Below are 24,096 nucleotides of genomic sequence, written 5' to 3'. Positions count from 1 at the left end.
CCCGATGACCATTGGCGTCTCCTTCCAGATCGACTTTCTTCGTTTCCTCTCCGCGTCGGGCGAGCTCGATCCCGCGACGCCGCGCGAAGCGATAGACCCCGAGCTTCTGCTCGGCCTCTATCACGCAATGACGCGCACGCGTGCTTATGATGGAAAAGCGATCGCTCTGCAGCGCACCGGCAAGCTCGGCACTTTCGCCTCCGCTCTCGGGCAGGAGGCGATCGGCGTCGGCATAGGCGCGGCCATGCGCAGCGAGGATGTGCTCGCGCCATCCTATCGCGATCATGGAGCGCAATTGCTGCGCGGCATGACGATGGTGGAAAATCTCGTCTATTGGGGCGGCGACGAGCGCGGCAGCGATTACGCCGTTCCGCGCAGCGACTTTCCGATTTGCGTTCCCGTCGGCACGCAGGTCGCGCATGCGGCCGGCGCGGCTTACGCCTTCAAGCTGCGGAGTGAGAAGCGCGTCGCGGTGACGATCCTCGGCGATGGCGGCGCTTCGACCGGGGATTTCTATTCGGCCTTGAACATGGCCGCGGTCTGGCGCGTTCCGCTCGTCGTCATCATCAATAATAATCAATGGGCGATCTCGACGCCGCGCGACATGGAATCGGCGACCGCGACACTCGCGCAAAAGGCCGTCGCCGCCGGCGTCGAAGGACGTCAGGTCGATGGCAATGACGTGATCGCCATGCGCCATGTCGCGCATGCGGCGATAGAGAAAGCGCGCGACGGCGGCGGGCCGACGCTCATAGAGGCGCTGAGCTACAGGCTCGGCGACCACACGACCGCGGATGACGCCTCGCGCTATCGAGACGTCGACATCGTGCGACGCGAGGCGGAGAAGGAGCCGATCGCGCGGCTGCGCAAATATCTCGCGGCGCAGGGATTGTGGAGCGAGGAGCAGGAGAAGGCGCTCGCGAAGGATTGCGCGGAAGAGGTGGAACGCGCCGTCGCCGCCTATCTCGCGACGCCGCCGCAGGCGTTCTCGGCGATGTTCGATCATCTCTTCGCGCAGCTGCCGGAGTCGATGCGCGATCAATATGAGGAGGCGCGGCGCTTCGCGCCGAAGGATGGCGGCCATGGCTGAGCTCACTCTCGTCGAGGCCGTCAATCGCGCGCTCGCGCATGCGCTGGAGCATGATCCCGCTGTGCTGCTTCTCGGCGAGGATATCGGCGTCAATGGCGGCGTGTTTCGCGCGACGCTCGGCCTGCAGCAGCGTTTCGGCTCGGCGCGCGTTCTCGATACGCCGCTCGCCGAGGCGGCCATCGCCGGCGTCGCCGTCGGCATGGCGGCGATGGGGCTGAAGCCGGTGATGGAGATTCAATTCAGCGGCTTCATCTATCCGGCGCTGGATCAGCTCATCAATCACGCCTCGCGTATGCGCAATCGCACGCGCGGGCGGCTCAGCTGTCCCATGGTGCTGCGCGCGCCAAATGGCGGCGGCATTCATGCGCCGGAGCATCATTCGGAAAGCCCCGAGGCCATGCTCGCGCATACGCCCGGCCTGCGCGTCGTCATTCCCTCTTCGCCCGCGCGCGCCTATGGCCTGCTGCTCGCCGCCATCCGCGATCCCGATCCCGTCGTCTTCCTCGAGCCGACGCGGCTCTATCGCCTCTTCAAGCAGGAGGTGATCGACGATGGCGAGAGCCTGCCGCTCGACACATGCTTCGTCTCACGCGAGGGACGCGACGTCACGCTGATCGCCTGGGGCGGCATGCTGCATGAGGCGCTCGCCGCCGCTGAGACTCTCGCGAGAGAAGGCGTCGATTGCGAGGTCATCGACATTGCGACGCTGAAGCCGCTCGACGCCGAGACTATTCTGCGATCCGTCGAGAAGACCGGCCGCTGCGTCATCGTGCAGGAGGCCGCGCGCACCGCGGGCTTCGGCGCGGAGATCGCCGCCGTCATCGCCGAGCGTGGGCTGTATTTTCTGCAAGCGCCGGTGCGACGCGTCGCGGGCTATGACGTCGTGATGCCGCTGGCGCGGCTCGAGGGACAATATTTGCCGAGCGTCGCGCGCATCGCCGACGCCGTGCGCAAGACGATGGAGGCGGCATGAGCGTCTTCAAGCTTCCCGATCTCGGCGAAGGCCTGCAAGAGGCCGAGTTGGTGCAATGGCATGTCGCGCCCGGCGAGGAGGTGGCGGTCGATCAGCCGCTCGTCTCCGTGGAGACGGCGAAGGCGGTCGTCGAGATTCCTTCGCCGCAAGCCGGACGCATCGAAAAGCTGTTCGCGCAGGCGGGCGAGATCATCCGCATCGGCGGACCGCTCATTGCCTTTGCGGGCGATGCGGAAACGGCGCCTGTCGCGACGCGAGAGGATAAGGGAACCGTCGTCGGCGCGATGGAGACGAGCGGCCGCGTGCTGCAGGAAGGCGCGGCGCCGCTCGGGCGCAATGGCGCCGGCCTGCGCGCGACGCCGGCGGTGCGCGCGCTGGCGCGGCGGCTCGATGTCGATCTCGCAATGGTGACGCCCTCCGGCGCCGATGGCGTCATCACCGCGAGCGATGTGCAGCGCGTGGCGCGCATATTGTCGGAGGCCGCGCCGCCCGAGCCGCTGCGCGGATTCCGTCGCGCCATGGCGCAGAACATGGCGCTGGCGCAAGCCGAGGTGGCCGCGGCCACCGTCGTCGACGACGCCGACATAGAGGCTTGGGGTCAGGGCGAGGATACGACCTTGCGGCTCATCCGCGCGCTCGTCGCCGGGTGCCGCGTGGAGCCGGGACTCAACGCCTGGTTCGAATCCCACGCGCTGGCGCGGCGCGTGCTCGCCGCCATCGATCTCGGCATCGCCGTCGATTCGGCGGAGGGCGGATTATTCGTGCCCGTGCTGCGCAATGTCGCCCAGCGCGATCCTTCCGATCTGCGCGCCGGGCTGAACAAGATGCGCGCCGATATAGAGGCGCGGCGCATTCCGCCGGAGGAATTGCGCGGCGCCACCATCACCCTCTCCAATTTCGGCATGATCGCCGGGCGCTACGCCGCGCCCATCGTGCTGCCGCCAACCGTCGCCATTCTCGGCGCCGGGCGCATCCGCCGCGCGATCGTCGCCGATGACGAAGGCCGTCCCGTCGCGCGGCGCATGCTGCCGCTGAGCCTCACCTTCGACCATCGGGTCGTCACCGGCGGCGAGGCCGCGCGCTTCCTCGGCGCGGTGATCGCCGATCTCGGCCGCGCCGCCTGAGAGAGCGCGGCGGCGCCTTCGCCGTGCCGCAACGAGAAATTGCATAGAATTTGAATATATTTGTAGTATATTCGGCAGATAAATGAATATAATTTTCTATTCTTTCATCGACGATCGTATAAATCGCACGCCATGCCCCGCGTCGGAGCCACACACAACACATTGATATTATTTTGTAATTGCGGCGACGCCCGACGCCTCGCCGCCTTATAAGTACATGTCCTAATTTTGGATTCGGCCGCCAACAAGTATTGACGGATCAGCGCGGCCCACTGCAATCTCGCCGCCCAGGGAGAATTGGCGCAGATGACATCCATGGATCAATTTGATCTCCGCACGCAATCGATAAATTTGAAGCGTTTCTTTCGGCTTCGCGTCCTTGCCGATCCGCTTTGCCCTTTCGCCGGCAGCCGGGCCTCATTTGCCGCAGGCTGATCGCCCTTCAATCGAACTGTAACGAGTTTGCGTAACGCGTAGGAGCTTCTCATGATCACCGTGTCGCAATGCGCGGCCCAGGCGGGCCTGGCCTCCAACGAGCTGGTTCTCGGCGCCGTCCCCTCTTGCGAGCATGACGCGCTGCTCGAGAGCTATTTGCTCAACGGCCATCGTGGGCTCGAGGCCGTGCGCGAGATGATCGTCGCCGATCTGCGCGGCTTTCTCGATCTCGGGGTGACGATCCGCGCCGCCGATCTGCTGATCGTGCTGCGCCTGCTGCTCACCGCCCATCCAGAGGCGGGCCTCGCCCGTCACGCCGAGAGCGAGGCGGCTTTCGAGGCCGCGCTGCTCGGCCATTATGTCGACGCCCGCCGCGGCCGGAGCGCCCCGCTGCGCGAGCCGGGCGTGGTGCTGTCCTTCTTTCGCGAGGGGCGCGGGGCCGAGCGCCGCGCCGCGCGGGGCGAGCCGCCGGAGTCGCTTTGCGGCGGCGATCCAATCGTCGCCCGCTTCGGCGGCCGACCGTCCTATTTGCGCGGCGAGCGCTAGAGCTTTTCTCGCGCCGAGCCGGAGTGAGCGCGCGATAGCGTCCAGAGTCCTCAGAGCCAAAAGGACTCTGGAACGGACCTCGAAGCGGAACGCCTCATTCGCCGGTGGTCACGTGGGCGTCACGCGGGCTATTGCCAATCGACGCGCAGCATAGGATCATTCCGGCCCGATGCGCCCGTCGAGGCGCAAAACGCTCGGCTGGTCGGACTCGTTTTTCTATGCGATCGGTAGACTGTTTCGATCTCGGCTTTTCTGACGCGGGATGCGGCGGAGCCCTCGCATGAGCGCCCCCGCTGTCGCCCCCGGCTCCGCTATCGTCCATGTCATCGACGACGACGCCGCCGTCCGCGACTCGCTGAGGCTGCTCCTGAAGATGGAGGCTTTCGACGTTCGTGCTCACGCCTCGGCGCGCGAGTTTTTTTCCTGCCTAGGCCCCGGCGACGGCGGCTGCGTCGTCACCGATGTGCGGATGCCGGACACGAGCGGCCTGGAGTTGCTCGCCGAGATCAAGGTGCGCGGCCTCGATCTGCCGGTGATCGTCATCACCGCCCACGCCGATGTGTCGCTCGCCGTTCAGGCGATGAAGGCCGGGGCCGTCGATCTGCTCGAGAAGCCTTTCGGCGAGGAGACGCTGCTCCGCTCGGTCCGCCAGGCGCTCGGACTTCGCGGCGCGGTCGATGGCCGCGGCTCGGAGGCGGCGATCGCCCGCGACCGTCTGGCCAGCCTCACGGCGCGGGAGCGCGAGGTGCTGGTCGGCGTGCTCGAGGGCCGCCCCAACAAGATCATCGCCCATGAGCTCGGCATCAGCGTCCGCACGGTGGAGGCGCATCGCGCCCGGCTGATGGTGAAGATGCAGGTCAGGAGCCTGTCCGAGCTGGTGCGCATATCCGTGCTCGTCCCGCGCGCCGCATCCTTCTGAGCCCTTGCGCCGCTCGCCCGCAGATATGGACGAGGCGCGGCGCGTCCTGCGCGCGCGCTTCGGCCATGAGGATTTTCTGCCGGGACAGGCGGCCGTGGTCGCGGCTCTGCTCGGGGGCCGCGACGCGCTCGCGGTGATGCCGACGGGCGCCGGCAAATCCCTGCTCTACCAATTGCCGGCCGCTCTGGGCGTGGCGCCGGTCGTGGTGGTCTCGCCGCTCATCTCGCTGATGCGCGATCAATTGCGCGGCCTCACGCGCTCGGGCGTCGCCGCCGTCGCGCTCCATTCGGGCCAGAGCGAGGAGGAGCATGGCGCGGCGCTCGCCGCCATAGCGGACCGGCGCGCGAAGCTCGTCTATCTCGCGCCGGAACGCCTCGCCGGAGACGGGACCATCGCGCTCTTGCGCGCCGCCGGCGTGGCGCTGCTCGCCGTGGACGAGGCGCATTGCGTCTCCCATTGGGGTCACGAGTTTCGCCCGGATTACGCCCAGCTCGGGGAGATCGCCGCGCGGCTCGGCGCGCCGGTGCTGGCGGTGACGGCGACCGCCGGCCCGCGCACGCGCGCCGAAATCATCGCCAGCCTGTTCACGCGCGCGCCGGAAGTTTTCGTCTCCTCCTTCGCGCGGCCCAATCTGCGCCTTTCTTTCCGTCCCCGCGGCGATGCGCTGGGACAGCTGACGCGCTTCTTGCGCCGGCGGGAGGGAGAGAGCGGGGTCGTTTATGTGAATTCGCGCCGCAAGGCCGACGCTATGGCGGCCACGCTGCGCGGGCTCGGCTTCGACGCGCTCGCCTATCACGCCGGCCTCGATGCAGCGACGCGCGCGGCGCATCAGGACGCTTTCTTCGAACGCGCCGGCATGACGATGGTCGCGACCATCGCCTTCGGCATGGGCGTCGACAAAAAGGACCTGCGCTTCATTTTCCACGCCGATACGCCCAATTCGATCGAGGCCTATTATCAGGAGATCGGTCGCGCCGGCCGCGACGGACGGATGGCAGATGCGCTCGCCCTCTTCGATCCGCGCGAGCTTTCCGGCCGCTTCGGCTTCGCGCCGCCGGCGGACGATCCCGTCGCGCTCGGCGAGACGGAGCGGCGACGCGCCATGGCGCGCCTCTGCCTCACCCCCGCCTGCCGCTTCCAGACGCTGCTCGCCGCTTTCGGCGAGGAGAGCGGCCGCTGCGGACGCTGCGACAATTGCCGCGGCGGCCTGCTGGCGCTGCCGCGCCGCGCGGGCCTCGTCGCGCAAGGCTGGCGCGTGGCCGTTCTCGCGCGCTTCTCCGGCGCCGGCGCCGAAAGGCTCGACGAGCCGGAGGAGGCGCCTATCCCCGCTGTAACGCCGAGCCTCTCCATCGCGCCGACCGAGGAGCGGCTCAGCGTGGCCGAGGAGCGGCTCTATCGCGAGCTGAACCGGCTGCGTCTCGACATCGCCAAGCGCCGCCGTCTCGCTCCGCGTGCGGTGGCGAGCGACATGATGCTGCGTCGGCTCGCGATCACGCGGCCGAGCATGATCGACGATTTTCCGCCCGGCGAGATCGTCGACGCGCCGGCCTTTCTGCGCGAAATCGCAGCGTATGACGAATGAAAGGACAAAGGTCGAATCGAAAGCTTTCGTCGCGAGAAGCCGTCGGCCATTCGCGTTCCGTCAAAAAAGCGTATTCGTAAGGAGATATTCGGTACTTTTTATCATCGGCACGACGCAAGGCGTGGCATGAAACATTTTCGCGCGATTTTCCTGTTGCTTCTTTTCGTCGCTTTTTGGACCGCGAGCTCAGCCCGCGCGGAAGGCGCATCGGACGCGCCTTCGCCGGAGCTTCCGGCGAATGCCGCTGACCTGAATGGTCTTCTCTATATGAAGGATTGGAACGGTCTCGGCGCCGCGCTGAGGAATGCCGATCCGAGCCCCGCCGCTCGCGCGAAAGTGTTGAACTGGCTACAGCGCAAGGTCGTAGGCGGCGCAGAGTATTTCGTCGTCTACGCCTATATGCGCGAGCTATGGAATGTCGGGACCACGACGCAGTTGGAGGTCGCGCGCCGGGCGGCGGGCACGATGGCGCTCTACGCCTATGCGCTCATCTCGATCGACGGCGCCAAATGCCAGGACCAGACAGCGCCAGGCAATCGCATGACCCAATTGTTGAGCCTCAATCCCTCGACCTTTTCATTTGTGAAGAGTCAGCCGGCAGAGACGAGAGCGGAAATGATCGATATGGCGATCGCCGCGGAAAAGCACACCTCGTCCGCTCGCCGTGATGACGATTTGATCTGCCGTGGCGGCTTGGAGGAATACAAAGCAGCTCTAGAGGGAGGGACGCAAACCGAAGTTCCAAACTCGACAGGGCATTTCGGCAAGACATTTCAAGTCGCGCCTCCTGCCGATTGGAAACCGAAATTCGCGCCGCCGGAGGTCTACCGCCCCAAGCAGGAGATCGCGCGCAACGCCATGCGCGAAGCCCTGCTCAAATTGATCCAGTAGTTCGCGCCCAAAACCGCCGTTCCTACTCGTCTTCCAGCCCCTGCGTCGGGCGACCACGCCTTTTCTTCAGCTCGCGCAGCCGCGTCGAAGCGCGCGCGGCGCGTTGGCGCGCCTCCTCGCCGGTCGGCTGCAGCAGCTTACGATATTCGTCGCGCTTCTCATGAATGGAAGCAATGACATAGCCCATGGGCACGCCGACATCGACGAGCACCGTCTCGGCGAGCTGCAGGCTCGACTCGATCGTCTCCGGTATCGCATCGCTGGCGCCGAGCTCATAGAGATGGGTGGCGTGCCAGGCGTCACGGGCGCGCGCGACAATGGTCATATCGGCGCGCTGCTGATGCGCGAGGCGCACGATCTCCTGCGCGGCTTGCGCATTCTCCACCGTCACCACCAGCGCGCGCGCCTGAGCGACGCCGAGGCGCATCAAAAACTCGCGCCGCATGCAATTGCCCCAATAAATATCGACGCCCTTGTCGCGCGTCTGCGCGACGAGCTTCACGTCATTGTCGACGGCGACGTAAGGAATCTCATGGCGGCTCAGCATGTCGCCGATGAGCGCGCCGACGCGCCCATAGCCGACGATGACGACGCGGCCGGCTGCGATCTCGCCCTCCGGCGCGAGATGGCTAAACTCCGCCTCGTCGTCCTGCAGCCGGCGGCCGGGATTGAGCCATTCGCCGAGCCGCGCCAGCGCCGGCAGCACGAAGAGACCGAGCGTCACGGCGAGCATGGCGTCGGCGCCGAGATTTTTCGGCAGCACGCCGGAGGCGATGGCGGCGCCGACGAGAATGAAGGCGAACTCGCCGCCGGGCGCGAGCAGCAGCGCCACTTCCGCCGCAATGCGCGGGCGCAGGCGAAAGGCGCGGCCGAGCAGAAAGACGATGAGCGTCTTGGTCACGATGAGGCCGATGGCGATGACCAGCACCTGGCGCAAATCCTCGATCACGCGGTCGAAATCGAGGCCCGCGCCCACCGACACGAAGAAGAGGCCGAGCAGCAGGCCCTTGAACGGCTCGATCGTCACCTCGATCTCGCGGCGAAACTCGGTCTCGGCGAGCAGCAGGCCGGCGATGAAGGCGCCGAGCCCCATGGAAAATCCCGCCGCCGCGCTGGCGACGCCCGCGCCGATGATGACCAGCAGGCTCGCCGCGGTGAACAGCTCGATCGATTGCGCCGCAGCCACCAGATGGAACAGCGGCCGCAGCAGCAGCCGGCCGGCGATAATCAGCGCGCCCATGGCGGCGAGCGCCGGCAGAAAGGCGAGCAGCGCTTTCAGCCCTTCGCTCTCCACTTGCGGATCGGAGAGGAAGGAGATGAGGAAGAGCAGCGGCGCCACCATCAGATCCTGCAGCAGCAGCACCGAAAAGGCGGCGCGGCCGGCGGCGCGGTTGAGGCGCCGGCGCTCGGCGAGCAGCGGAATGACGATCGCCGTCGAGGACATTGCGAGCGCCGCGCCGAGCAGCGTCGCCGGCGCGGGGCCGAGCCCGGCCCAGAACACGCCCGCCGCCGCCAGCGCCCCGCCGCAGAGCAGAACCTGCGAGAGGCCGAGCCCGAAGACGAGCATGCGCATGCGCGCGAGGCGCTCCCAGGAGAGCTCGAGGCCGATCATGAACAAGAGGAAGACGAGGCCGAATTCGGCGATTTTGGCGACGCCCTCGAGATCGCTCAGCGCGATCGCCGAGAGAAGCTCATGGCGCTCGGCGAGCTTGCCGAGGCCGAAAGGGCCGAGCGCCGCGCCGGCGAGCAGAAAGCCGAGAATGGGGCTGATGCGCAGCCGATGAAACAAAGGCGCGACGACTCCCGCCGTGCCCAGAAACAGCAGCGCCTCACGATATTCGCCCCACTGAAACGCCGCAGCCCCCGACATCGCCGTCCTTTCCCGTCACCGATTCGGGCTTCAGCATAAGGGAGCGGGCGGGCGGTCACGAAGCCGTTTCTGGGGCTTCGCCTTCTCCTGCCGGCGGAGAAGGCGATACGCCCGTCTCACATTCCCTTGCGCGGATCATAGGGCTTGGCCGTGCGCCATTTTTGGGCGAAGGCCTCGAGCTCGGCGTCGGCGCCTTCGGGCAGCAGCACGCGCAGCGTCACATAGAGATCGCCGGCCGGCTTGCCCTCCGCGGCCGGCAGGCCCTTGCCGCGCAGGCGCAGCACGCGGCCGCCATTGGAGCCGGCGGGGATGGTCAGCTCCACCTTGCCGGAGAGCGTCGGCGCCGCGACCTTGGCGCCCAGAACCGCCTCGTAGAAGGCGATCGGCAGATCGAGCTTCAGATCGCGGCCGGAAATGGCGAACAGCGGGTCCGGCGCGACATGGACGGTGACGATGGCGTCGCCGGGCTCGCCGCCGGGCGGGGCGGCGTGGCCCTGGCCGCGCAGGCGAATCTGCTTGCCGTCCTCTATGCCGACCGGAATATTCACCTCGAGCGTGCGGCCGCTCGGCAGAAAGACGCGCGTGCTGCCGCCCTTCACCGCCTCGGCCAGCGAGATGGTCACTTGCAGCGCGACATCCTCGCCGCGGCGCGGCGCGCGGGCTCCGCGGCGCGCGCCCCCTCCGGCGCCGAAGAGATCGGCGAAAAGATCCGAAGGGTCGAAGCCGGCGCGGCCGCCGCCCGGCGCGTCGCCGCCGAAATGAAATTCGAAATGCTCGGCCCCGCCAGGGCCGCGCTGTCCGCGATAGCCGCCGCCGGGACCCGCGCCGAATCCCTCGAAGCCGGTGAAGCGCGGCTTGCCCTCGGCGTCGATCTCGCCGCGGTCGAATTGCGCCTTTTTCTTCTCGTCGCCGAGAATCTCATAGGCGGAATTGGCCTCGGCGAATTTCTCCTTGGCCTTGGGATCGTTCTTGTTCTGGTCCGGGTGGTATTTTTTCGCGAGGCTGCGAAACGCCTTCTTGATCTCGGCGGCGCTCGCCGTCTTGGCGACGCCCAGGACATCATATGGATCGCGCATTTTCTTCAAAAGCCCATAGTGGCGCCCGCCTCGAGCGGCGCGGACGCTCATGTCTGACACGTCTATTTGGGAGAAGTGGCGGCCGCGCGCAAGGATGCGGCGAAGGTCGGAGGGCGAGACCGCTGAATTTTCAGGCGGGACTCGTCAGGCCTTGCGCCAGGGCCGCACGTCGATCAGCGCCCAATCCACGGATTTATCGCGGCAGGCCGTGCCCTGCAATTGCTCGTGGCTCTCCTTCGTCCCGACTTCCGCCAGAAAGGCGCGGCACACCTTGCCGTCCGAAGGATAGGGCTGGCCGACCGGCGTGAAGGAGCCGCGCGCATGGCTTTCGGGATTGTCCCAATTGACCGTCGCGCCGGCGCCCTGAGGATCGAGCGCGACGCCGAGAGCCGCATTGGCGCGTCGCCAGTCCTCCTGGTCGAGCGAATGGGAGAGAGTCGGCGTGGTCTTATGCGGAATGGAGCCGGTCACATCGTCGCTGACATTTTTCCAGGCCGGGGCCGGCTCGCCGCCGGGAATGGCGAAAGAGCAGCCGCCCAGCGCCGCCGCCGCGAGGACGGCCGTGAGCAGACGTGCGGCGGCGAGACCGATTTGAGAAGCGGCCACGGCGGCGTTATGTGTGTCTCGCAGGTCGTGCAATGCGCTGCCTTACCACCAGGACCACCGCCATCGCTTCGGCGGCAGCTGAGGATTTTCCCGTGAAGGGGTTAAAACAGAGTGACTTCTGCGAGGCCTCCGAACCTTACGCATTATTCGGCGCATGGTTCGAGGAGGCGAAGGCGAGCGAGCCCGACGTTCCCGAAGCGATGGCGCTCTCCACGGTGGATGAAACCGGCCTGCCGGATTCCCGCATGGTTTTGATGAAGGATTGGGGCGAATCCGGCTTCACCTTCTATACCAACGCCGAGAGCGCCAAGGGCCGCGAGCTCGCCGCCACGATGAAGGCGGCGGCGCTTTTCCACTGGAAATCGCTGCGCCGGCAGGTGCGGCTGCGCGGTCCGGTGGAGTCCGTATCGGACGCCGAGGCCGACGCTTATTTCGCCAGCCGCCCCCGCGACAGCCGCATCGGCGCCTGGGCGAGCCGCCAGTCGCAACCGCTGGAGAGCCGATTCGCGCTCGAGAAGGCGGTCGCCTTTCAGGCGGCGCGCTTCGGGCTCGGCGAGGTGCCGCGGCCGCCGCATTGGCGCGGCTATCGGATCCTTCCGGTCGCGATCGAGTTCTGGGCGGATCGGCCCTTCCGCTTGCATGATCGCGTGCAATTTTCCCGCGAGGGCGCGGGCTGGGCCAAGGCGCGGCTCTATCCTTGACGCAGTCGCGCGGCGTTGGCCGCCTTCCTTCTCCCCGCCTGCGGGGAGAAGGAGATACGTCGAAGCTCGAAAGAAAGCGGCGAAGCGATGCAGTTTCCGTCGGACAGAAGGATCGCTCTTCCCCTCGCGCTCTCCTGCGCTCTCCTCGCGCAGCCGGCGAGCGCGCAGGATTTTCTGCAGAGCCTGTTCGGCTGGGGCCAGCAGCATTCGGCGCCGCGCGTGATCGAGCGGGCGCCGCAGCAGGGCAAGGCCAAGCCGAAGAAGAAGAACGCCGCGAAAACGCCGCCGGGAGGCAAGCAGCAGGCGCAGCCCAACGGCGCCGCGCAGCAGCCCGCCGCCGAAGGGCCGCCGCCGCCCTATGAGCCGCAATTGCTGCGACTCTCCGAGATACTCGGCGCGCTCTCCTATCTGCGCGATCTCTGCGGCTCCGAGGATGGCGAGGATTGGCGCGCCAAGATGAGCGCGCTGCTCGAGGCCGAGGCCAAGACGGGCCAGCGCCGGCTGAAGCTGACGGGCGCCTTCAACCGCGGCTTTCGCGGCTATGAGACCACCTATCGCTCCTGCACGCCCAATGCGCGCCTGGCCATCTCGCGCTATCTCGACGAAGGCGGCCGCATCGCGCACGACATCGCGTATCGTTACGGGAATTCCTGACGTCGCGAGCGCGGATGTGCGTTAACCCTCCGGCAAGGACCCGTCTCGCGCGGCGCGCCGCCGTTGATTAGAGTGATCGCATGACGGGCTTTTCCTCCTCCACATTGGACGACGCCGCCGGAGCCGAGCAGCGCCGGGTCGCGCTCGCTTATCTCGCCGAGGCTTTCGCGGAAGCCGCGCTCGCCGGGATCGAAGGCGATTCCTTCGCTCATGTCGCGCTCTCGGCGGCGCTGCACGAGCTCGTCGCCACTTATGGCGAGGAGGAGGTCGCGGCTTTCGTGGAACGTTTGCCGCGGCGCTTGCGCGACGGCGAATTTTCGAGCGGTCTGCGCCATTGAGCGCGCGCCACGGAGCGCGCGCGTGAAAAAGGCGATCAAACCAGTTGTCGAGACGATCTCCGAGCCGCTGCGCGATCTCTCCGCCCTGCCCACGCCGGTGCGCGCGCTGCGCGAGAAGATCCTCGCCGCTTGCGAGACGGGCGACATAGAAGCGCTGCGCATTCCGATCGACTGGAACGAGGTGCGCCCCTTGTTCGAGCGCGGCGCGCGGCGGCCGGCGGGCGCCGATCCGATCGAGACCTTGAAATCGCTCTCATTCGATCGCGCGGGACGCGAGATGCTCTCGCTCGCGCGCGCCGTTTTGTCGCAGCCTTTTCTGCGCATCGCGCGCGGGCCGTTCGAGAGCTATGAATGGCCGGCTTTCGCGCGACGCCCCGCGCCGCCGGCGAGCGAGGAAGAGGCGCGCGCTCTCTGGGCCTGCGTGCGCTTCGCCGATCTCGCCGCATCCAATGCCGACGGCCGCCCGAAGGTGATGCGGATCGGCGTCGGCGCCGATGGCGTCTGGCACTATTTCTGGAACGTGGAATGAACGCGCCGACTTGTCTCGAGACGAACGCGTCTCAGGCGAGACGCGCGGCGGAACGCAGCTGATCGCGCGCGCGGCGGCGATCCTGCACAGGCTGATAGGCGATCTGCGAATGATAGCCGCAATAGGGGCTGCCGCCGCCGCCCGGCGAGCGCGCGCCGCAGAAGCGAAACTCGGCCGATGTCGGATCGCCGATCGGCCAACGGCACATCGACTCTCTGAGCTCCATCAGCGTGACGCGTTCGGACATTGGAATGACGACTTCCTCTTGCGGGCGGGCGTCCGGCATTACCAGCGCGCGCGGCGCGAGGGCCAGCGCGACATTGCCCACGATGGCCGGCGCATGTCCGTGATGCGCGCGCGGCGCAGCGACTTGCTGCGGGCGCTGCGGCTTCGCGACGCGGGGACGCGCCGCAATGGGCGTCTTGGCGCGCTGCGCGAGTCCGAGACGATGGATCTTACCAATAACGGCGTTGCGCGTGATGCCTGCGCCGATCTCGGCAGCCACCTGACTGGCGCTGAGGCCGTCGTTCCAGAGCTTGCGTAGCATCTCGACGCGCTCGTCGGTCCAGGACATGAAGGTCCTCCTCGATTAAGCCGGCTTCAGCCGAGAGAATCGGCGAACGCTCGCGCAACCGGCGACGCCGGAGTCGACAAGACGCACACACACTCGATTGAAGGCGCCACACGAGATGTCGTGGGCGATGACGCGAACGCTACTCTACCAGTTGAATCACGCGCAAGAGTCCCTGGCAAGCGAAACAGCGTTCCCCACAAGGTAATGCCGCTCATTCCCCGCAGGTGTTGCGCGAAAGACTCACTATGGGCGTCGAAACGCATGGAATTCCACGCATGGCGGCGCATCTGGCGACACATTTCGTCGGGCGCGAACGACTTCACGGACGTCATCGCCGCGCGGCGGCTTTGTCGCGTGGTCGATCGCGACGGCTCTGGCGCCGTCGTTTCGCCGCAGTCTCGGCGCCGCGTCGCCATGGAGACCGAGGCGGGGAATGGGATTTGACCGACGCAAGGGGAGGACCTAGAATGTTTCCACGAGAAAGATGCCGCCCCAGAAGGGCGGCACTTTGATTTTCAGACCCTCGCTGAATGTCGGCGCGGCCAATCGGGCGCCGGCGAGCCGAGGTCTCTGCGAAGGAGTCGCCCAGTGGTTTCGGCGCTGTTTCCGACCTATGCGCGGGCCGATCTCGCCTTCGAGCGGGGCGAAGGCGCCTGGCTCACCGCCAGCGACGGCGAGCGCTATCTCGACTTCGGCGCCGGCGTCGCGGTCAATTCGCTCGGCCATGGCCATCCGCATCTCGTCGGCGCCTTGACGGCCGCCGCGGCGAAGCCCTGGCACGTCTCCAATCTCTTTCAGATTCCAGAGGCCGAGCGCCTCGCCCGCCGGCTCGTGCAGGCGACATTCGCGGATCTGGTCTTCTTCACCAATTCGGGCGCCGAAGCGGTCGAATGCGCGATCAAGACCGCGCGCAAGTTCCATGCGGTGGAAGGTCGGCCGGAACGCTATCGGCTCATCACTTTCGAGGGCGCCTTCCACGGCCGCACGCTGGCGACCATCGCCGCCGGCGGCAATCCCAAATATCTCGACGGCTTCGGCCCGCCGACCGACGGCTTCGACCAGGCGCCCTATGGCGATCTCGAGGCCGTGCGCGCGCTCGTCGGACCGCAGACGGCCGGCGTGCTGCTGGAGCCCATTCAGGGCGAAGGCGGCGTGCGCGCGGCCCCGCCGCGCTTCCTGGCCGGCCTGCGCGAGCTCTGCGACGCGCATGGGCTGCTGCTCGTCGTCGACGAGGTGCAGACGGGCATTGGCCGCACCGGGCGTTTCCTGGCGGTCGAGCATTCCGGCGTGACGCCGGACATCGCCGCTCTGGCCAAGGGCATAGGCGGCGGCTTTCCGCTCGGCGCCTGTCTCGCCACGGCGGAGGCCGGCAAGGGCATGACCGTCGGCGCGCATGGCTCCACCTATGGCGGCAATCCGCTCGCCACCGCCGTGGGCAACGCCGTGCTCGATGTGGTGCTGGAGCCCGGCTTCGTGGAGCGCGTCGCCGGCCTCGGCGTGCTGTTCCGCCAAAAGCTCGCCGAGCTCGAGGATCGCCATTCGTCGATCATCGAGAGCGTGCGCGGCGAGGGGCTGATGTTCGGCCTGAAGACGCGCGTGCCCAACGCCGAATTCGCCGCCGCGGCGCGCAAGGCCAAGCTGCTGACCATTCCCGCGAGCGACAATGTGGTGCGGCTGCTGCCGCCGCTCATCGTCGGCGAGAATGAGCTGGCCGAAGCCGCGCGGCGGCTCGACGCCGCCTGTGTGAAGCTCGAGAGCGCCGGAGCCGCGCGATGACCGCCCATACGCCGCTGACGGGCGTCCGTCATTTCCTCGATATTTCCGAGCTTCCGCCGACGGAGCTGCGACGCATTCTCGATATCGCCGCGGCGATAAAGGCCGCGCGCGTGCGCGGCGCGCGATCGAGCTACCAGCCTCTGGCCGGCAAGACGCTGGCGATGATCTTCGACAAGCCGTCGACGCGCACGCGCGTCTCCTTCGATCTCGGCATGCGCGAGCTCGGCGGCGAGACGATCATGCTGACCGGCCATGAGATGCAGCTCGGCCGCGGCGAGACGATTGCGGACACCGCCCGCGTGCTGTCGCGCTTCGTCGACGCCATCGTCATCCGCATTCTCTCGCATGACGATCTCACCGAGCTCGCTCGCTACGCCAGCGTGCCTGTGGTGAACGGGCTCACCAAGCTCTCGCATCCCTGCCAAGTGATGGCCGACGTCCTGACCTTCGAGGAGCATCGCGGCCCGATAAAGGGCCGCACCGTGGCCTGGACCGGCGACGCCAATAATGTGCTGGCGAGCTGGGTCCATGCGGCCAAGCCCTTCGACTTCACGATCAATGTCGCGACGCCGCCGGAGCTCGCGCCCGGCGACGAGCTGGTCGAATGGGCGCGCGCCAATGGCGTGCGGCTCAATCTCACCGCCGATCCTTACGCGGCCGTCGCCGGCGCCGACGCCGTCATCTCCGACTGCTGGGTGTCCATGGGCGACGAGCAGGAGGAGGCGCGCCGCCATGCGCTGCTCTCGCCTTTCCAGGTGAACGCCAAGCTGATGGCAGCGGCCGACAAGGACGCGATCTTCATGCATTGCCTGCCGGCGCATCGCGGCGAGGAAGTGACCGACGAGGTGATCGACGGCCCGCAATCGGTGGTGTTCGACGAGGCGGAGAACCGCCTTCACGCGCAAAAGGGCGTGCTCGCCTGGGTTTTCGGAGCGAACGGACCATGACGCAGCGGAAACGCAAATGACGCGACGGGCGGATGAGGCCATCGCCCGGCCGGCGTCGCCCTTCGCCGAGGACGACAGCCTGCTGCCCTTCGCGGTCGAGCCGCTCGATCTGCGCGGACGTCTGACGCGGCTCGGGCCGGCGGCGCATTCCATCCTCACCCATTACGATTATCCGCCTGCCGTCGCGCGCCTGCTCGGCGAGGCGGCCGCGCTGACGACGCTGCTCGGCTCGCTGATCGAGTCGCATGGACGCTTTCAATTGCAGACGCGCAGCGACGGGCCGGTCGATATGATCGTCGTCGATTTCGACGCGCCCGGAAAGCTGCGCGGCTTCGCGCGCTATGACGAGAGCCGCGTCAAAGCCGGCATGGCTCCGGGCGATCTGCTCGGCCGCGGCCATCTGGCGCTGACCATGGAGCACGACCACGACGCCGCGCGCTATCAGGGCGTGGTGCCGCTGGAGGGCGAGGGCTTCGCCGAGGCGGCGCATCGCTATTTCCGCCAGTCCGAGCAGATTCCGAGCTATGTGCGCCTCGCCGTGGCCGAGAGCGTGACGCCCGCCGGGCGCAGCTGGCGCGTCGGCGGCCTGCTGCTGCAATATCTGCCGGGAACGCCCTTGCGGCCGCGCGATCTCGATCCCGGCGACGCGCCCGCGAGCGCCGCTCTTTCGGACGACGGCGAAGAAGACGCCTGGGTCGAAGGCCTGTCGCTGGCGGCGACGACGCAGGATCACGAGCTGGTCGATCCGGGGCTCTCAGGCGAGCGACTGCTCTATTCGCTGTTCCACGAGCGCGGCGTCACTGTCTATCCGACGCGCAGAATCGTCGAATCCTGCCGCTGCTCGACGGAGCGCATCGCCAATCTCTTGCGCAGCTTCGCGCCGCAGGACCGCCGCGATATGATCGGCGACAATGGCCGCATCGGCGTGACCTGCGAATTCTGTCGCACGCTGCGGGAGTTCGACCCGGCGGATTTCGAGTAGCGCGCGCCCCACCTCCCCCTAGAGGGGGGAGTTCGAGCGCCAAAGGCGCTCGGGAGGGGGTGAGCCCCGAGTCTCGGGGAGTGTCACCCCACCCCGTCCTGCTTCGCAGGCCGACCCTCCCCCTGAAGGGGAGGGTGAGGGCCGCTGTTTCATTCATCGAATTTTCGCATTGAATTTTCGATAGCCGGCGGAGAGACGTCATGACGAAGACCATGGAGAAAATCCCGAGCGTCCCGCACGACGCCGCGCTCACCGCCGGCACGCGGCTCCTCTCCATCGATCGGCTGCGCGGGCTCGTCATCATCGTCATGGCGCTCGATCATGTGCGCGATTTCTTCGACGCCGATGCGCTGCGCTTCGATCCGACCGATCTCGAGCGCACCTATCCCGCTTTGTTCCTCACGCGCTTCGTCACCCATTTCTGCGCGCCGACCTTCACCTTTCTCGCCGGCGTCTCGGCCTATCTGCACGGGCTCTCGCTCGAGGACCGCGGCGCGCTGTCGCGCTTCTTGTGGACGCGCGGGCTGTGGCTGATCCTGCTCGACATCGTCGTCATCAGCCCTGTGTGGACGGTGGGCTCGGGCGCGATCGAGCTGGGGACGCTCTGGGCGATCGGCTGCGGCATGATCACGCTCGCCGCCCTCGTCCATCTGCCGACGCGCGCCGTGCTGGCGATCGGCGCGGCGATCCTGCTTTCGCACAATCTCTTCGACGGCGTTCACGCGGCGCAATTGGGCGGCTTCGCGCCCTTGTGGAATGTGCTGCACGAGAAAGGGCCGCTGCCCTTCGGCCTGCGCGGCCAAGTCTATTATCCCGTGCTGCCCTGGATCGGCGTCATCGCGCTCGGCTATGGGCTCGCGCCGATCTTCCTATGGCCGCATGAGCGTCGGATGCGGGCGCTCGTCACGCTCGGCCTCGCCTTTCTCGCGGGATTTGTCGCGTTGCGCTTCGCTGGCGTCTATGGCGACGCGCGGCTCTGGCTGACCTATCCAGAAGGCGTCAGAACGGCGCTGTCCTTCCTCAATGTCACCAAATATCCGCCCTCGCTGCATTATGCGCTGGCGACGCTCGGCGTCGGGCTTCTGCTGCTGCCGGCGCTGGAGCGGGCGGGCGGCGCCTTCGGGCGCGTGCTCGCCACATTCGGCCGGGTTCCGCTCTTCGCCTATGTGCTGCATCTCTACGTCATTCTGGCGGCGGCCTTGCTCGTCGCCGTCGCGAAGGGCGTCGATATCAAAGGCCTCGAGAGCGGCGGGCCGCCGCCAGAGAATTACGGGCTCGGCCTCGCCGGCGCCTATGTCATGTGGGCGCTGATCATGGCGGCGATCTATCCCGCCTGCGCCTGGTTCGCGCGCGTCAAGCGGCGTCGGCGCGATTGGTGGCTGAGCTATTTGTAAAGGGACGGCGGCGTCATCCGCCGCCGTCCGTCATGCATCTCAATTGGCGTTGAGCCAGCGCAATCCACGGCAAGCCTGGTCATGGCCAGAGAGGCCTTTGACCAGGCATTTCGCTGCATCGGGGTCGGTCTTCAGCGCCCATAGCGAGCGCGCCGTCACCGCCGTATCGGCGAAATCGCTGAACAATCCATCGACGCCGAGCTTGTAGAAGGTCAGATATTCATTGACCGGAACGCCTTTGTAATCGCTGGCGAGACGGCGCTGCTCATTGCGGAACGTGTAGGGATGCACGAGCAGGCCGGCCGCATGGGCGTCGGCGACGACAGAGGTCGGCGGCAGCAGCTTGCGATCCGCCTCATTGACGGAGCCATCGCCATTGGCGTCGGCGCAGGCGTTGTTGACGATCTGTATGCAGACGGAGCTGATGAGATAGGTCTTCCACGGCCCGACGCCATCGGCATAGGTGCGGACCTCGGCGAGGCCGGCGGGCTTCAGGAGATCGGCGAATTTGCCTTGGCGGCCGGCGACGGCCCAATCATAAGGCCGGTCATAGGGCGGCGTGAAATCCAGCGAGCCGTCGGGGTTGACGTCATTGGCGTCGATGAGCTGGATCAGCCGAACCGTTGTCTTCTTACGCAGATATTTCAGATTGGCCTGCTCGAAGCTCTGGATGAAGACCGGAGCGCTATGATGATTCCAGCCGTGGCGCGTCAGCACGGCGAGCAGGCGATCCTCGAGCGGGAGGTTGATCATTTGATGATAGGTTGGATGCTTGGTCTCGGGATAGACGCCGATGACGCGGCCTTCATCGCGGCTCTTGCGCTTGGCGAGCTCTATGATCTCGTCGAAGCTCGGAATGTGGAAGCGGCCGTTGAAATCGGGATCGCGCTCGGAGAAGGCCTGCACGGCGCCGATCTGCTTGATCTCGCTCCAAGTGAAGTCGCTGACGAAATAGCCTTCCTGCTCGACGCCGTCGACGACGGCCTTGCGCTTGCGGCCCGCGAATTGCGGCAAGCTCTTCACATTGGTGGTGGCGATGATGTTCGGCTCGTGCCGGGCGATCAGCACGCCATCCTTGGTGGAGACGAGATCTGGCTCGATGAAATCGGCGCCGAGCTCGATCGCGAGAGCGTAGGATTCGAGCGTATGCTCGGGAACATAGCCGCCGGCGCCGCGATGGCCGATGACGATGGGACGTTGCGGGCCTTCCTCGGAGGCGACGGCGGACAGCGGCGCGAGCAGCGCGGCGCAAATCAGCGCGCGTGATGCGCGGAACAGAAGCTCGATCATGAAATAACCTCGAAACATGTGCTTTTGACATCGCTCCGATAGATCGTCAGTCTCTCAGAGGTATGACGGCGCCGCGACATTCTCGCCGCCGCCCTTGTTCCGCGCAGAAACGAGAGGTTTCGCAGTGAGCGCATTTTTGTTTCCGCCGCCGGCGCAGGCCGCCCTCGCCATCGCTGGCGACACCCGGCGCTTTCCCGTGCGGCGCATCTTCTGCGTCGGACAGAATTACGCCGCCCATGCGCGGGAGATGGGCAAGGACCCCTCGCGCGAGCAGCCCTGCTTCTTCTCCAAGCCCGCCGACGCCGTGGTCGCCAGCGGCGCGACCATCCCCTACCCGCCGCAAACCGCCGAGCTGCATCATGAGATCGAGCTGGCAGCGGCGATCGGGAGCGGCGGAGCGTTTATTGCGCGCGAGGACGCGCTCGCCCATGTGTTCGGCTATGGCGCCGGCATCGACCTCACCCGCCGCGACCTGCAGAGCGAGGCGCGAAAGGCAGGGCGGCCCTGGGACCTCTCCAAGGGCTTCGACAATTCCGCGCCGCTGGGGGCGCTGGCGCCGGCGACGCGCATCGGCCATCCGGGAAAGGGCCGCATCAGCCTCGCCGTCAATGGCGCGATGCGGCAGGACGCCGATCTCTCCGACATGATCTGGAGCGTCGCGGAGATCGTGGCGATCCTGTCGCAATTCGTGCGGCTGGAGGCGGGCGATCTCATCTTCACCGGAACGCCGGCCGGCGTCGGGCCGATCGTTTCCGGGGACCATGTGACGGGCGAGATCGAAGGCGTGGGCGGCGTCGCGCTGACGGTGAGGTAGCAATTTGCGCGACGGTGGAGAGACCGCTCTCTCCGCCGATTCCCCGCGGCCCGAAAATGCTCTATGCTCCGCTGGTTCCGCGACCCTATGGAGCGTCCATGCCCAGCTTCGACCTTCGATTTTCCCGTCGCGCCGCGCTCGCCGCGGCGGCTCTCGCCGTCTTCGGCCTCACTGCGCCCGCCTTCGCCGAGAAGGCGCCGAGCGGCAAGATCCCGGTCGAGGAGCTGATGGGGCCGAACGCCCTGCCGGATATCGTCGAGGGCAAGGCCGACGCGCCGATCACCATCGTCGAATACGCCTCCATGACCTGCAGCCATTGCGCGGCCTTCCACAAGGACGTCTATCCGACGCTGAAGAAGAATTTCATCGACACCGGCAAGGTGAAGTTCATCCTGCGCGAGTTCCCGCTCGATCCGCTGGCCACGGCGGCCTTCATGCTGGCGCGCAACGCCGGCGACAAGCGCGATGCGGTGGTCGATCTGCTCTTCGCCCAGCAGAAGAACTGGGCCTTCGTCGACAAGCCGCTCGACGGCCTCGCCGGCGTGCTGAAGCAGACCGGGCTCGGCCAGGAGAAATTCGAGGCGACGCTGAAGGATCAGCAGCTCTACGAGAATGTGAGCAAGGTGCGCGACCGCGCCGCGGAGAAATTCGGCATTAATTCGACGCCGACCTTCTTCATCAATGGCGACAAATACAGCGGCGAGATTTCCGAGGCCGACCTCGAGAGGATTCTGACCGAGAAGACGAAGTCGTAAAGCGCATCGGCGCGAGGCCGGCGGGTCGGACTTATTCGAGCCCGAAGGCCCCCTCCCCAGCCCTCCCCCGCTTCGCGGGAGAGGGAGCAGATTGCACGCTTCATCGACGTTTCGCGTCACGTCGCCGCCTTCCCTCTCCCGCGAAGCGGGGGAGGGTGAGGGAGGGGGCGCGTCGTCTCACATCGCCCCCTCGCCGCCGACCAGGCCGGCGCCGATGGCGAGCCAGACGAGATGCGCGTCCGTGCGGGCGCCCATCTTGGATTTGATCTGATAGTGATAATTCTGCACCGTCTTGGCGCTGAGATTGAGCGCCCCGGCGATCTCGTCCGTCGTGCGGCCGGAGGCGACGAGGCGCAGAATCTCCGTCTCGCGCGGCCCGAGATCATCAATGGGCGAGCGCCCCTCGGCGAGGCGCTCCGCCGCGATCTCCCGCGCTATGTCGTCGCCGAGCGCGCGGCCGCCATGGGCGACCGTCTCCACCGCGCGGACCAGCTCCGCCGCCTCGCCGCCCTTGGTGACGAAGCCGCTGGCGCCGGCCTCGAAAGCCTTCAGCGCATAGGCGGCGGCGTCATGCATGGTGACGACGAGAATGCGCGCCTTCTTGTCCCATTGCCTTATATGGCGCACCGCCTCCAGCCCGCCGGCGCCGCCGGTGAGCTGCAGATCCATCACCACCACATCGGGCGAGAATTTGCGATAGGCCTGATAGGCCGCGGCGGCGCTATCCGCCTCGCCGACGACGCGAAAGCCCGGCTGGCGCTCGAGCAGGCGTCGATAGCCCTCCCGCACGATCGGATGATCGTCGACGAGGAGGACCGAAAGGCCGCTCACGCCGCGCGCCCGAATGCGCCGGCGGCGTTGGAATTGGCCGGCGCCAGCGGAATGCGCGCCGCGACGCAAACGCCGCGCGCGGCGCGGTCGATGGAGAGGCTGCCGCCGAAGGCCGAGACGCGCTCGCGCATTCCCAGCAACCCATGGCCGGCGGAAAAATCGATGCGCGTCGGATCGCCCTCGCCGTCGTCCTCCACAGTGAGCGCGACGAAACCATCATTGGAGGCGAGCCGCTCCACGCGCAGAAAAACCTCGCTCGGCCGGCCGTGGCGCATGGCGTTGGTGAGGCATTCCTGCGCGATGCGGAAGACGCTGGTGGAGACCGCGGGCGGCACGCCGGCGAGATCGCCCATCAGATCGAGATGCACGACCGCACGAGGCGCCGTCTGCGCGTTCCAGCCGGCGACGAGCTGAACGAGGCAGGCCTCGAGGCCCAATTCGTCGAGATCCTGCGAGCGCAGCCGCGCCAGCGCCTCCCGCAGGGTCATCGTCATGCGCCGCGCCACCTTGCCGATGGAGCGCGCGTCGGCGGCGAGATCGGGCCGGTCGGACGCCCCCGCCTCGATCGCCGCGGCGAAGGCGCTGGTCGCCGTCAGGCATTGGCCGAACTCGTCATGGAGATCGCGCGCCAGAGCGCGGCGCTCTTCCTCCTGCACCTCGAACAGCCGCTTGGTCAGCGCGACGCGCTCCGCCGTCGTCTGCGCCAATCGCTCGGCGAGGTCGTTGACGGCGCGGGCGATGAGGCCGAACTCGCCGCTGGTGAAGGATTTGACGCGGTGGCGGTAATTGCCCGTCTCGAGCCGGCGCAGCCCGTCGACGATGATCTGCGTCGGCGCCAGCGCATGGAAGATGGCGAGCGCCGCCAGCAGGCAGACGCCGACCGCCATGGAGGCGGCGACACCGGCGACGATGGAGATTTCGCGCCAGGCCTGTCGCACCGCGGCGCCCTGATCGGCCCGCGCCACCACGGCGCCCGTCTCCGGCTGGCGCACGGTGAGCGGCCGCGACACCGGCGCCGGCGCGCCGAACAGAAGATCGAAAGCGCGGGTGAACCAGTGCGGCGCCTCGACGCCGACGCCATCCATCTGGCTGCACAGCACGCGCGGCTCCTCCGTCCCGGGCGCGAAAGTAATGCAGACGCCGGGCGAGACGAGCTTCAAAGTGGCGAGCGACTCCCAATTGGGAATGGGCAGAATATTGTCGCGCCGAAGACTGCCGCGCCAGAGAATCTCACGCCAGAAGAGATGCTCGAGCTCATGGGCGACGCGCTCGGCCGAGGCCTGCGTCTCGGCGCGAATGGAGCGATTGGCGTCGTCCATCACCCAGCCGATGGCGAGCGCGAGGCAAAAGCCCACAATGGCGACGAGGCGCATGATGAGGCGAATGATCAATTGCATCG

General features: G+C 67.1%; 24 protein-coding genes. 17 read left to right on the top strand and 7 right to left on the bottom strand.

The features are described 5' to 3' along the window. Positions 1–4 precede the first annotated feature (4 nt). The 7 genes from pdhA (at position 5) to GYH34_RS04370 (ending at position 7,560) form a co-directional block, all read left to right on the top strand. On the top strand, positions 5–1,090 hold the full coding sequence (gene pdhA, locus GYH34_RS04400; protein ID WP_161912525.1) for a pyruvate dehydrogenase (acetyl-transferring) E1 component subunit alpha: 1,086 nt from the start codon (positions 5–7) through the stop codon (positions 1,088–1,090). After that, positions 1,083–2,063 (top strand): alpha-ketoacid dehydrogenase subunit beta, encoded by a 981-nt coding sequence (locus tag GYH34_RS04395; RefSeq protein ID WP_161912524.1) that lies wholly within the window; start codon positions 1,083–1,085, stop codon positions 2,061–2,063. Before pdhA ends, GYH34_RS04395 begins: the two co-directional genes overlap by 8 nt. Then, positions 2,060–3,187: a dihydrolipoamide acetyltransferase family protein gene (locus tag GYH34_RS04390; protein WP_161912523.1), complete on the top strand. Its 1,128-nt coding sequence runs from the start codon at positions 2,060–2,062 to the stop codon at positions 3,185–3,187. The genes GYH34_RS04395 and GYH34_RS04390 overlap by 4 nt, the downstream gene beginning before the upstream one ends. Before the next feature lie 486 nt (positions 3,188–3,673). Further along, complete coding sequence (locus tag GYH34_RS21785) at positions 3,674–4,168, top strand: hypothetical protein (protein WP_197745446.1); 495 nt, start codon at positions 3,674–3,676, stop codon at positions 4,166–4,168. A 280-nt stretch (positions 4,169–4,448) separates the two neighbouring features. Continuing rightward, entirely contained in the window at positions 4,449–5,087 is a 639-nt protein-coding gene (locus tag GYH34_RS04380; protein WP_161912522.1) for a response regulator, read from the top strand. Positions 5,088–5,112: 25 nt separating this feature from the next. After that, on the top strand, positions 5,113–6,669 hold the full coding sequence (locus tag GYH34_RS04375; RefSeq protein WP_174242362.1) for a RecQ family ATP-dependent DNA helicase: 1,557 nt from the start codon (positions 5,113–5,115) through the stop codon (positions 6,667–6,669). 465 nt (positions 6,670–7,134) lie between these two features. Further along, positions 7,135–7,560, top strand: a complete 426-nt coding sequence (locus GYH34_RS04370) for a hypothetical protein (protein ID WP_161912520.1) — start codon at positions 7,135–7,137, stop codon at positions 7,558–7,560. Positions 7,561–7,582: 22 nt separating this feature from the next. Here the strand turns inward: GYH34_RS04370 and GYH34_RS04365 are convergent, their stop codons facing one another. From GYH34_RS04365 to GYH34_RS04355, 3 genes are all read right to left on the bottom strand, one after another. After that, the gene (locus GYH34_RS04365) at positions 7,583–9,430 is read right to left on the bottom strand and encodes a cation:proton antiporter (RefSeq protein WP_161912519.1); all 1,848 of its coding nucleotides are present in this window, start codon (positions 9,428–9,430) and stop codon (positions 7,583–7,585) included. Between the two features lie 116 nt (positions 9,431–9,546). Further along, positions 9,547–10,506 (bottom strand): J domain-containing protein, encoded by a 960-nt coding sequence (locus tag GYH34_RS04360; RefSeq protein WP_161912518.1) that lies wholly within the window; start codon positions 10,504–10,506, stop codon positions 9,547–9,549. 144 nt (positions 10,507–10,650) lie between these two features. After that, on the bottom strand, positions 10,651–11,145 hold the full coding sequence (locus tag GYH34_RS04355; protein ID WP_244635271.1) for an RT0821/Lpp0805 family surface protein: 495 nt from the start codon (positions 11,143–11,145) through the stop codon (positions 10,651–10,653). Between the two features lie 59 nt (positions 11,146–11,204). Here GYH34_RS04355 and pdxH point away from each other — a divergent pair, with 59 nt between their 5' ends. The 4 genes from pdxH to GYH34_RS04335 all read left to right on the top strand — a co-directional run bounded on the left by pdxH (position 11,205) and on the right by GYH34_RS04335 (position 13,334). Further along, positions 11,205–11,813 carry a pyridoxamine 5'-phosphate oxidase gene (gene pdxH, locus GYH34_RS04350; RefSeq protein WP_161912517.1) on the top strand — a complete coding sequence of 203 codons (609 nt, stop codon included), beginning with the start codon at positions 11,205–11,207 and terminating at the stop codon, positions 11,811–11,813. An 87-nt stretch (positions 11,814–11,900) separates the two neighbouring features. Then, positions 11,901–12,467 (top strand): TIGR02301 family protein, encoded by a 567-nt coding sequence (locus GYH34_RS04345; protein WP_174242361.1) that lies wholly within the window; start codon positions 11,901–11,903, stop codon positions 12,465–12,467. Between the two features lie 80 nt (positions 12,468–12,547). Next, the gene (locus GYH34_RS04340) at positions 12,548–12,805 is read left to right on the top strand and encodes a hypothetical protein (protein WP_161912516.1); all 258 of its coding nucleotides are present in this window, start codon (positions 12,548–12,550) and stop codon (positions 12,803–12,805) included. Between the two features lie 22 nt (positions 12,806–12,827). After that, positions 12,828–13,334 carry a hypothetical protein gene (locus tag GYH34_RS04335; protein WP_244635270.1) on the top strand — a complete coding sequence of 169 codons (507 nt, stop codon included), beginning with the start codon at positions 12,828–12,830 and terminating at the stop codon, positions 13,332–13,334. Between the two features lie 31 nt (positions 13,335–13,365). Here GYH34_RS04335 and GYH34_RS04330 read toward each other — a convergent pair whose 3' ends face one another. Beyond that, a complete protein-coding gene (locus GYH34_RS04330) occupies positions 13,366–13,908 on the bottom strand; it encodes a GcrA family cell cycle regulator (RefSeq protein ID WP_161912515.1) in 543 nt (180 codons plus the stop codon). A gap of 588 nt (positions 13,909–14,496) precedes the next feature. Here GYH34_RS04330 and GYH34_RS04325 point away from each other — a divergent pair. From GYH34_RS04325 to GYH34_RS04310, 4 genes are all read left to right on the top strand, one after another. Next, positions 14,497–15,684, top strand: a complete 1,188-nt coding sequence (locus GYH34_RS04325) for an aspartate aminotransferase family protein (protein ID WP_161912514.1) — start codon at positions 14,497–14,499, stop codon at positions 15,682–15,684. Beyond that, on the top strand, positions 15,681–16,631 hold the full coding sequence (argF, locus tag GYH34_RS04320; protein ID WP_161912513.1) for an ornithine carbamoyltransferase: 951 nt from the start codon (positions 15,681–15,683) through the stop codon (positions 16,629–16,631). The genes GYH34_RS04325 and argF overlap by 4 nt, the downstream gene beginning before the upstream one ends. Before the next feature lie 16 nt (positions 16,632–16,647). Beyond that, the gene (locus tag GYH34_RS04315; protein ID WP_161912512.1) at positions 16,648–17,613 is read left to right on the top strand and encodes an Hsp33 family molecular chaperone; all 966 of its coding nucleotides are present in this window, start codon (positions 16,648–16,650) and stop codon (positions 17,611–17,613) included. A gap of 200 nt (positions 17,614–17,813) precedes the next feature. Continuing rightward, entirely contained in the window at positions 17,814–19,007 is a 1,194-nt protein-coding gene (locus GYH34_RS04310; RefSeq protein ID WP_161912511.1) for a heparan-alpha-glucosaminide N-acetyltransferase domain-containing protein, read from the top strand. A 39-nt stretch (positions 19,008–19,046) separates the two neighbouring features. On the opposite strand, the gene GYH34_RS04305 is transcribed toward GYH34_RS04310, so the two are convergent. Further along, positions 19,047–20,297 (bottom strand): glycerophosphodiester phosphodiesterase, encoded by a 1,251-nt coding sequence (locus GYH34_RS04305; RefSeq protein ID WP_161912510.1) that lies wholly within the window; start codon positions 20,295–20,297, stop codon positions 19,047–19,049. A gap of 124 nt (positions 20,298–20,421) precedes the next feature. Here GYH34_RS04305 and GYH34_RS04300 point away from each other — a divergent pair, with 124 nt between their 5' ends. Together GYH34_RS04300 and GYH34_RS04295 are read left to right on the top strand one after the other, a co-directional pair. Next, complete coding sequence (locus tag GYH34_RS04300) at positions 20,422–21,111, top strand: fumarylacetoacetate hydrolase family protein (RefSeq protein WP_161912509.1); 690 nt, start codon at positions 20,422–20,424, stop codon at positions 21,109–21,111. 98 nt (positions 21,112–21,209) lie between these two features. Then, positions 21,210–21,866 carry a DsbA family protein gene (locus tag GYH34_RS04295; RefSeq protein WP_244635269.1) on the top strand — a complete coding sequence of 219 codons (657 nt, stop codon included), beginning with the start codon at positions 21,210–21,212 and terminating at the stop codon, positions 21,864–21,866. A 177-nt stretch (positions 21,867–22,043) separates the two neighbouring features. Here GYH34_RS04295 and GYH34_RS04290 read toward each other — a convergent pair whose 3' ends face one another. Beyond that, positions 22,044–22,697, bottom strand: a complete 654-nt coding sequence (locus GYH34_RS04290; protein WP_161912507.1) for a response regulator transcription factor — start codon at positions 22,695–22,697, stop codon at positions 22,044–22,046. Then, positions 22,694–24,094, bottom strand: a complete 1,401-nt coding sequence (locus GYH34_RS04285; RefSeq protein ID WP_161912506.1) for an ATP-binding protein — start codon at positions 24,092–24,094, stop codon at positions 22,694–22,696. Before GYH34_RS04285 ends, GYH34_RS04290 begins: the two co-directional genes overlap by 4 nt. Positions 24,095–24,096: the final 2 nt, after the last annotated feature.

Origin of the sequence: Methylosinus sp. C49 (assembly GCF_009936375.1) — a bacterium.
In the GTDB taxonomy this organism is placed as follows: Bacteria; Pseudomonadota; Alphaproteobacteria; order Rhizobiales; family Beijerinckiaceae; genus Methylosinus.
The sequence above is the reverse complement of the archived record's forward strand: the minus strand, read 5'-3'. Positions and strand labels throughout refer to the sequence as shown.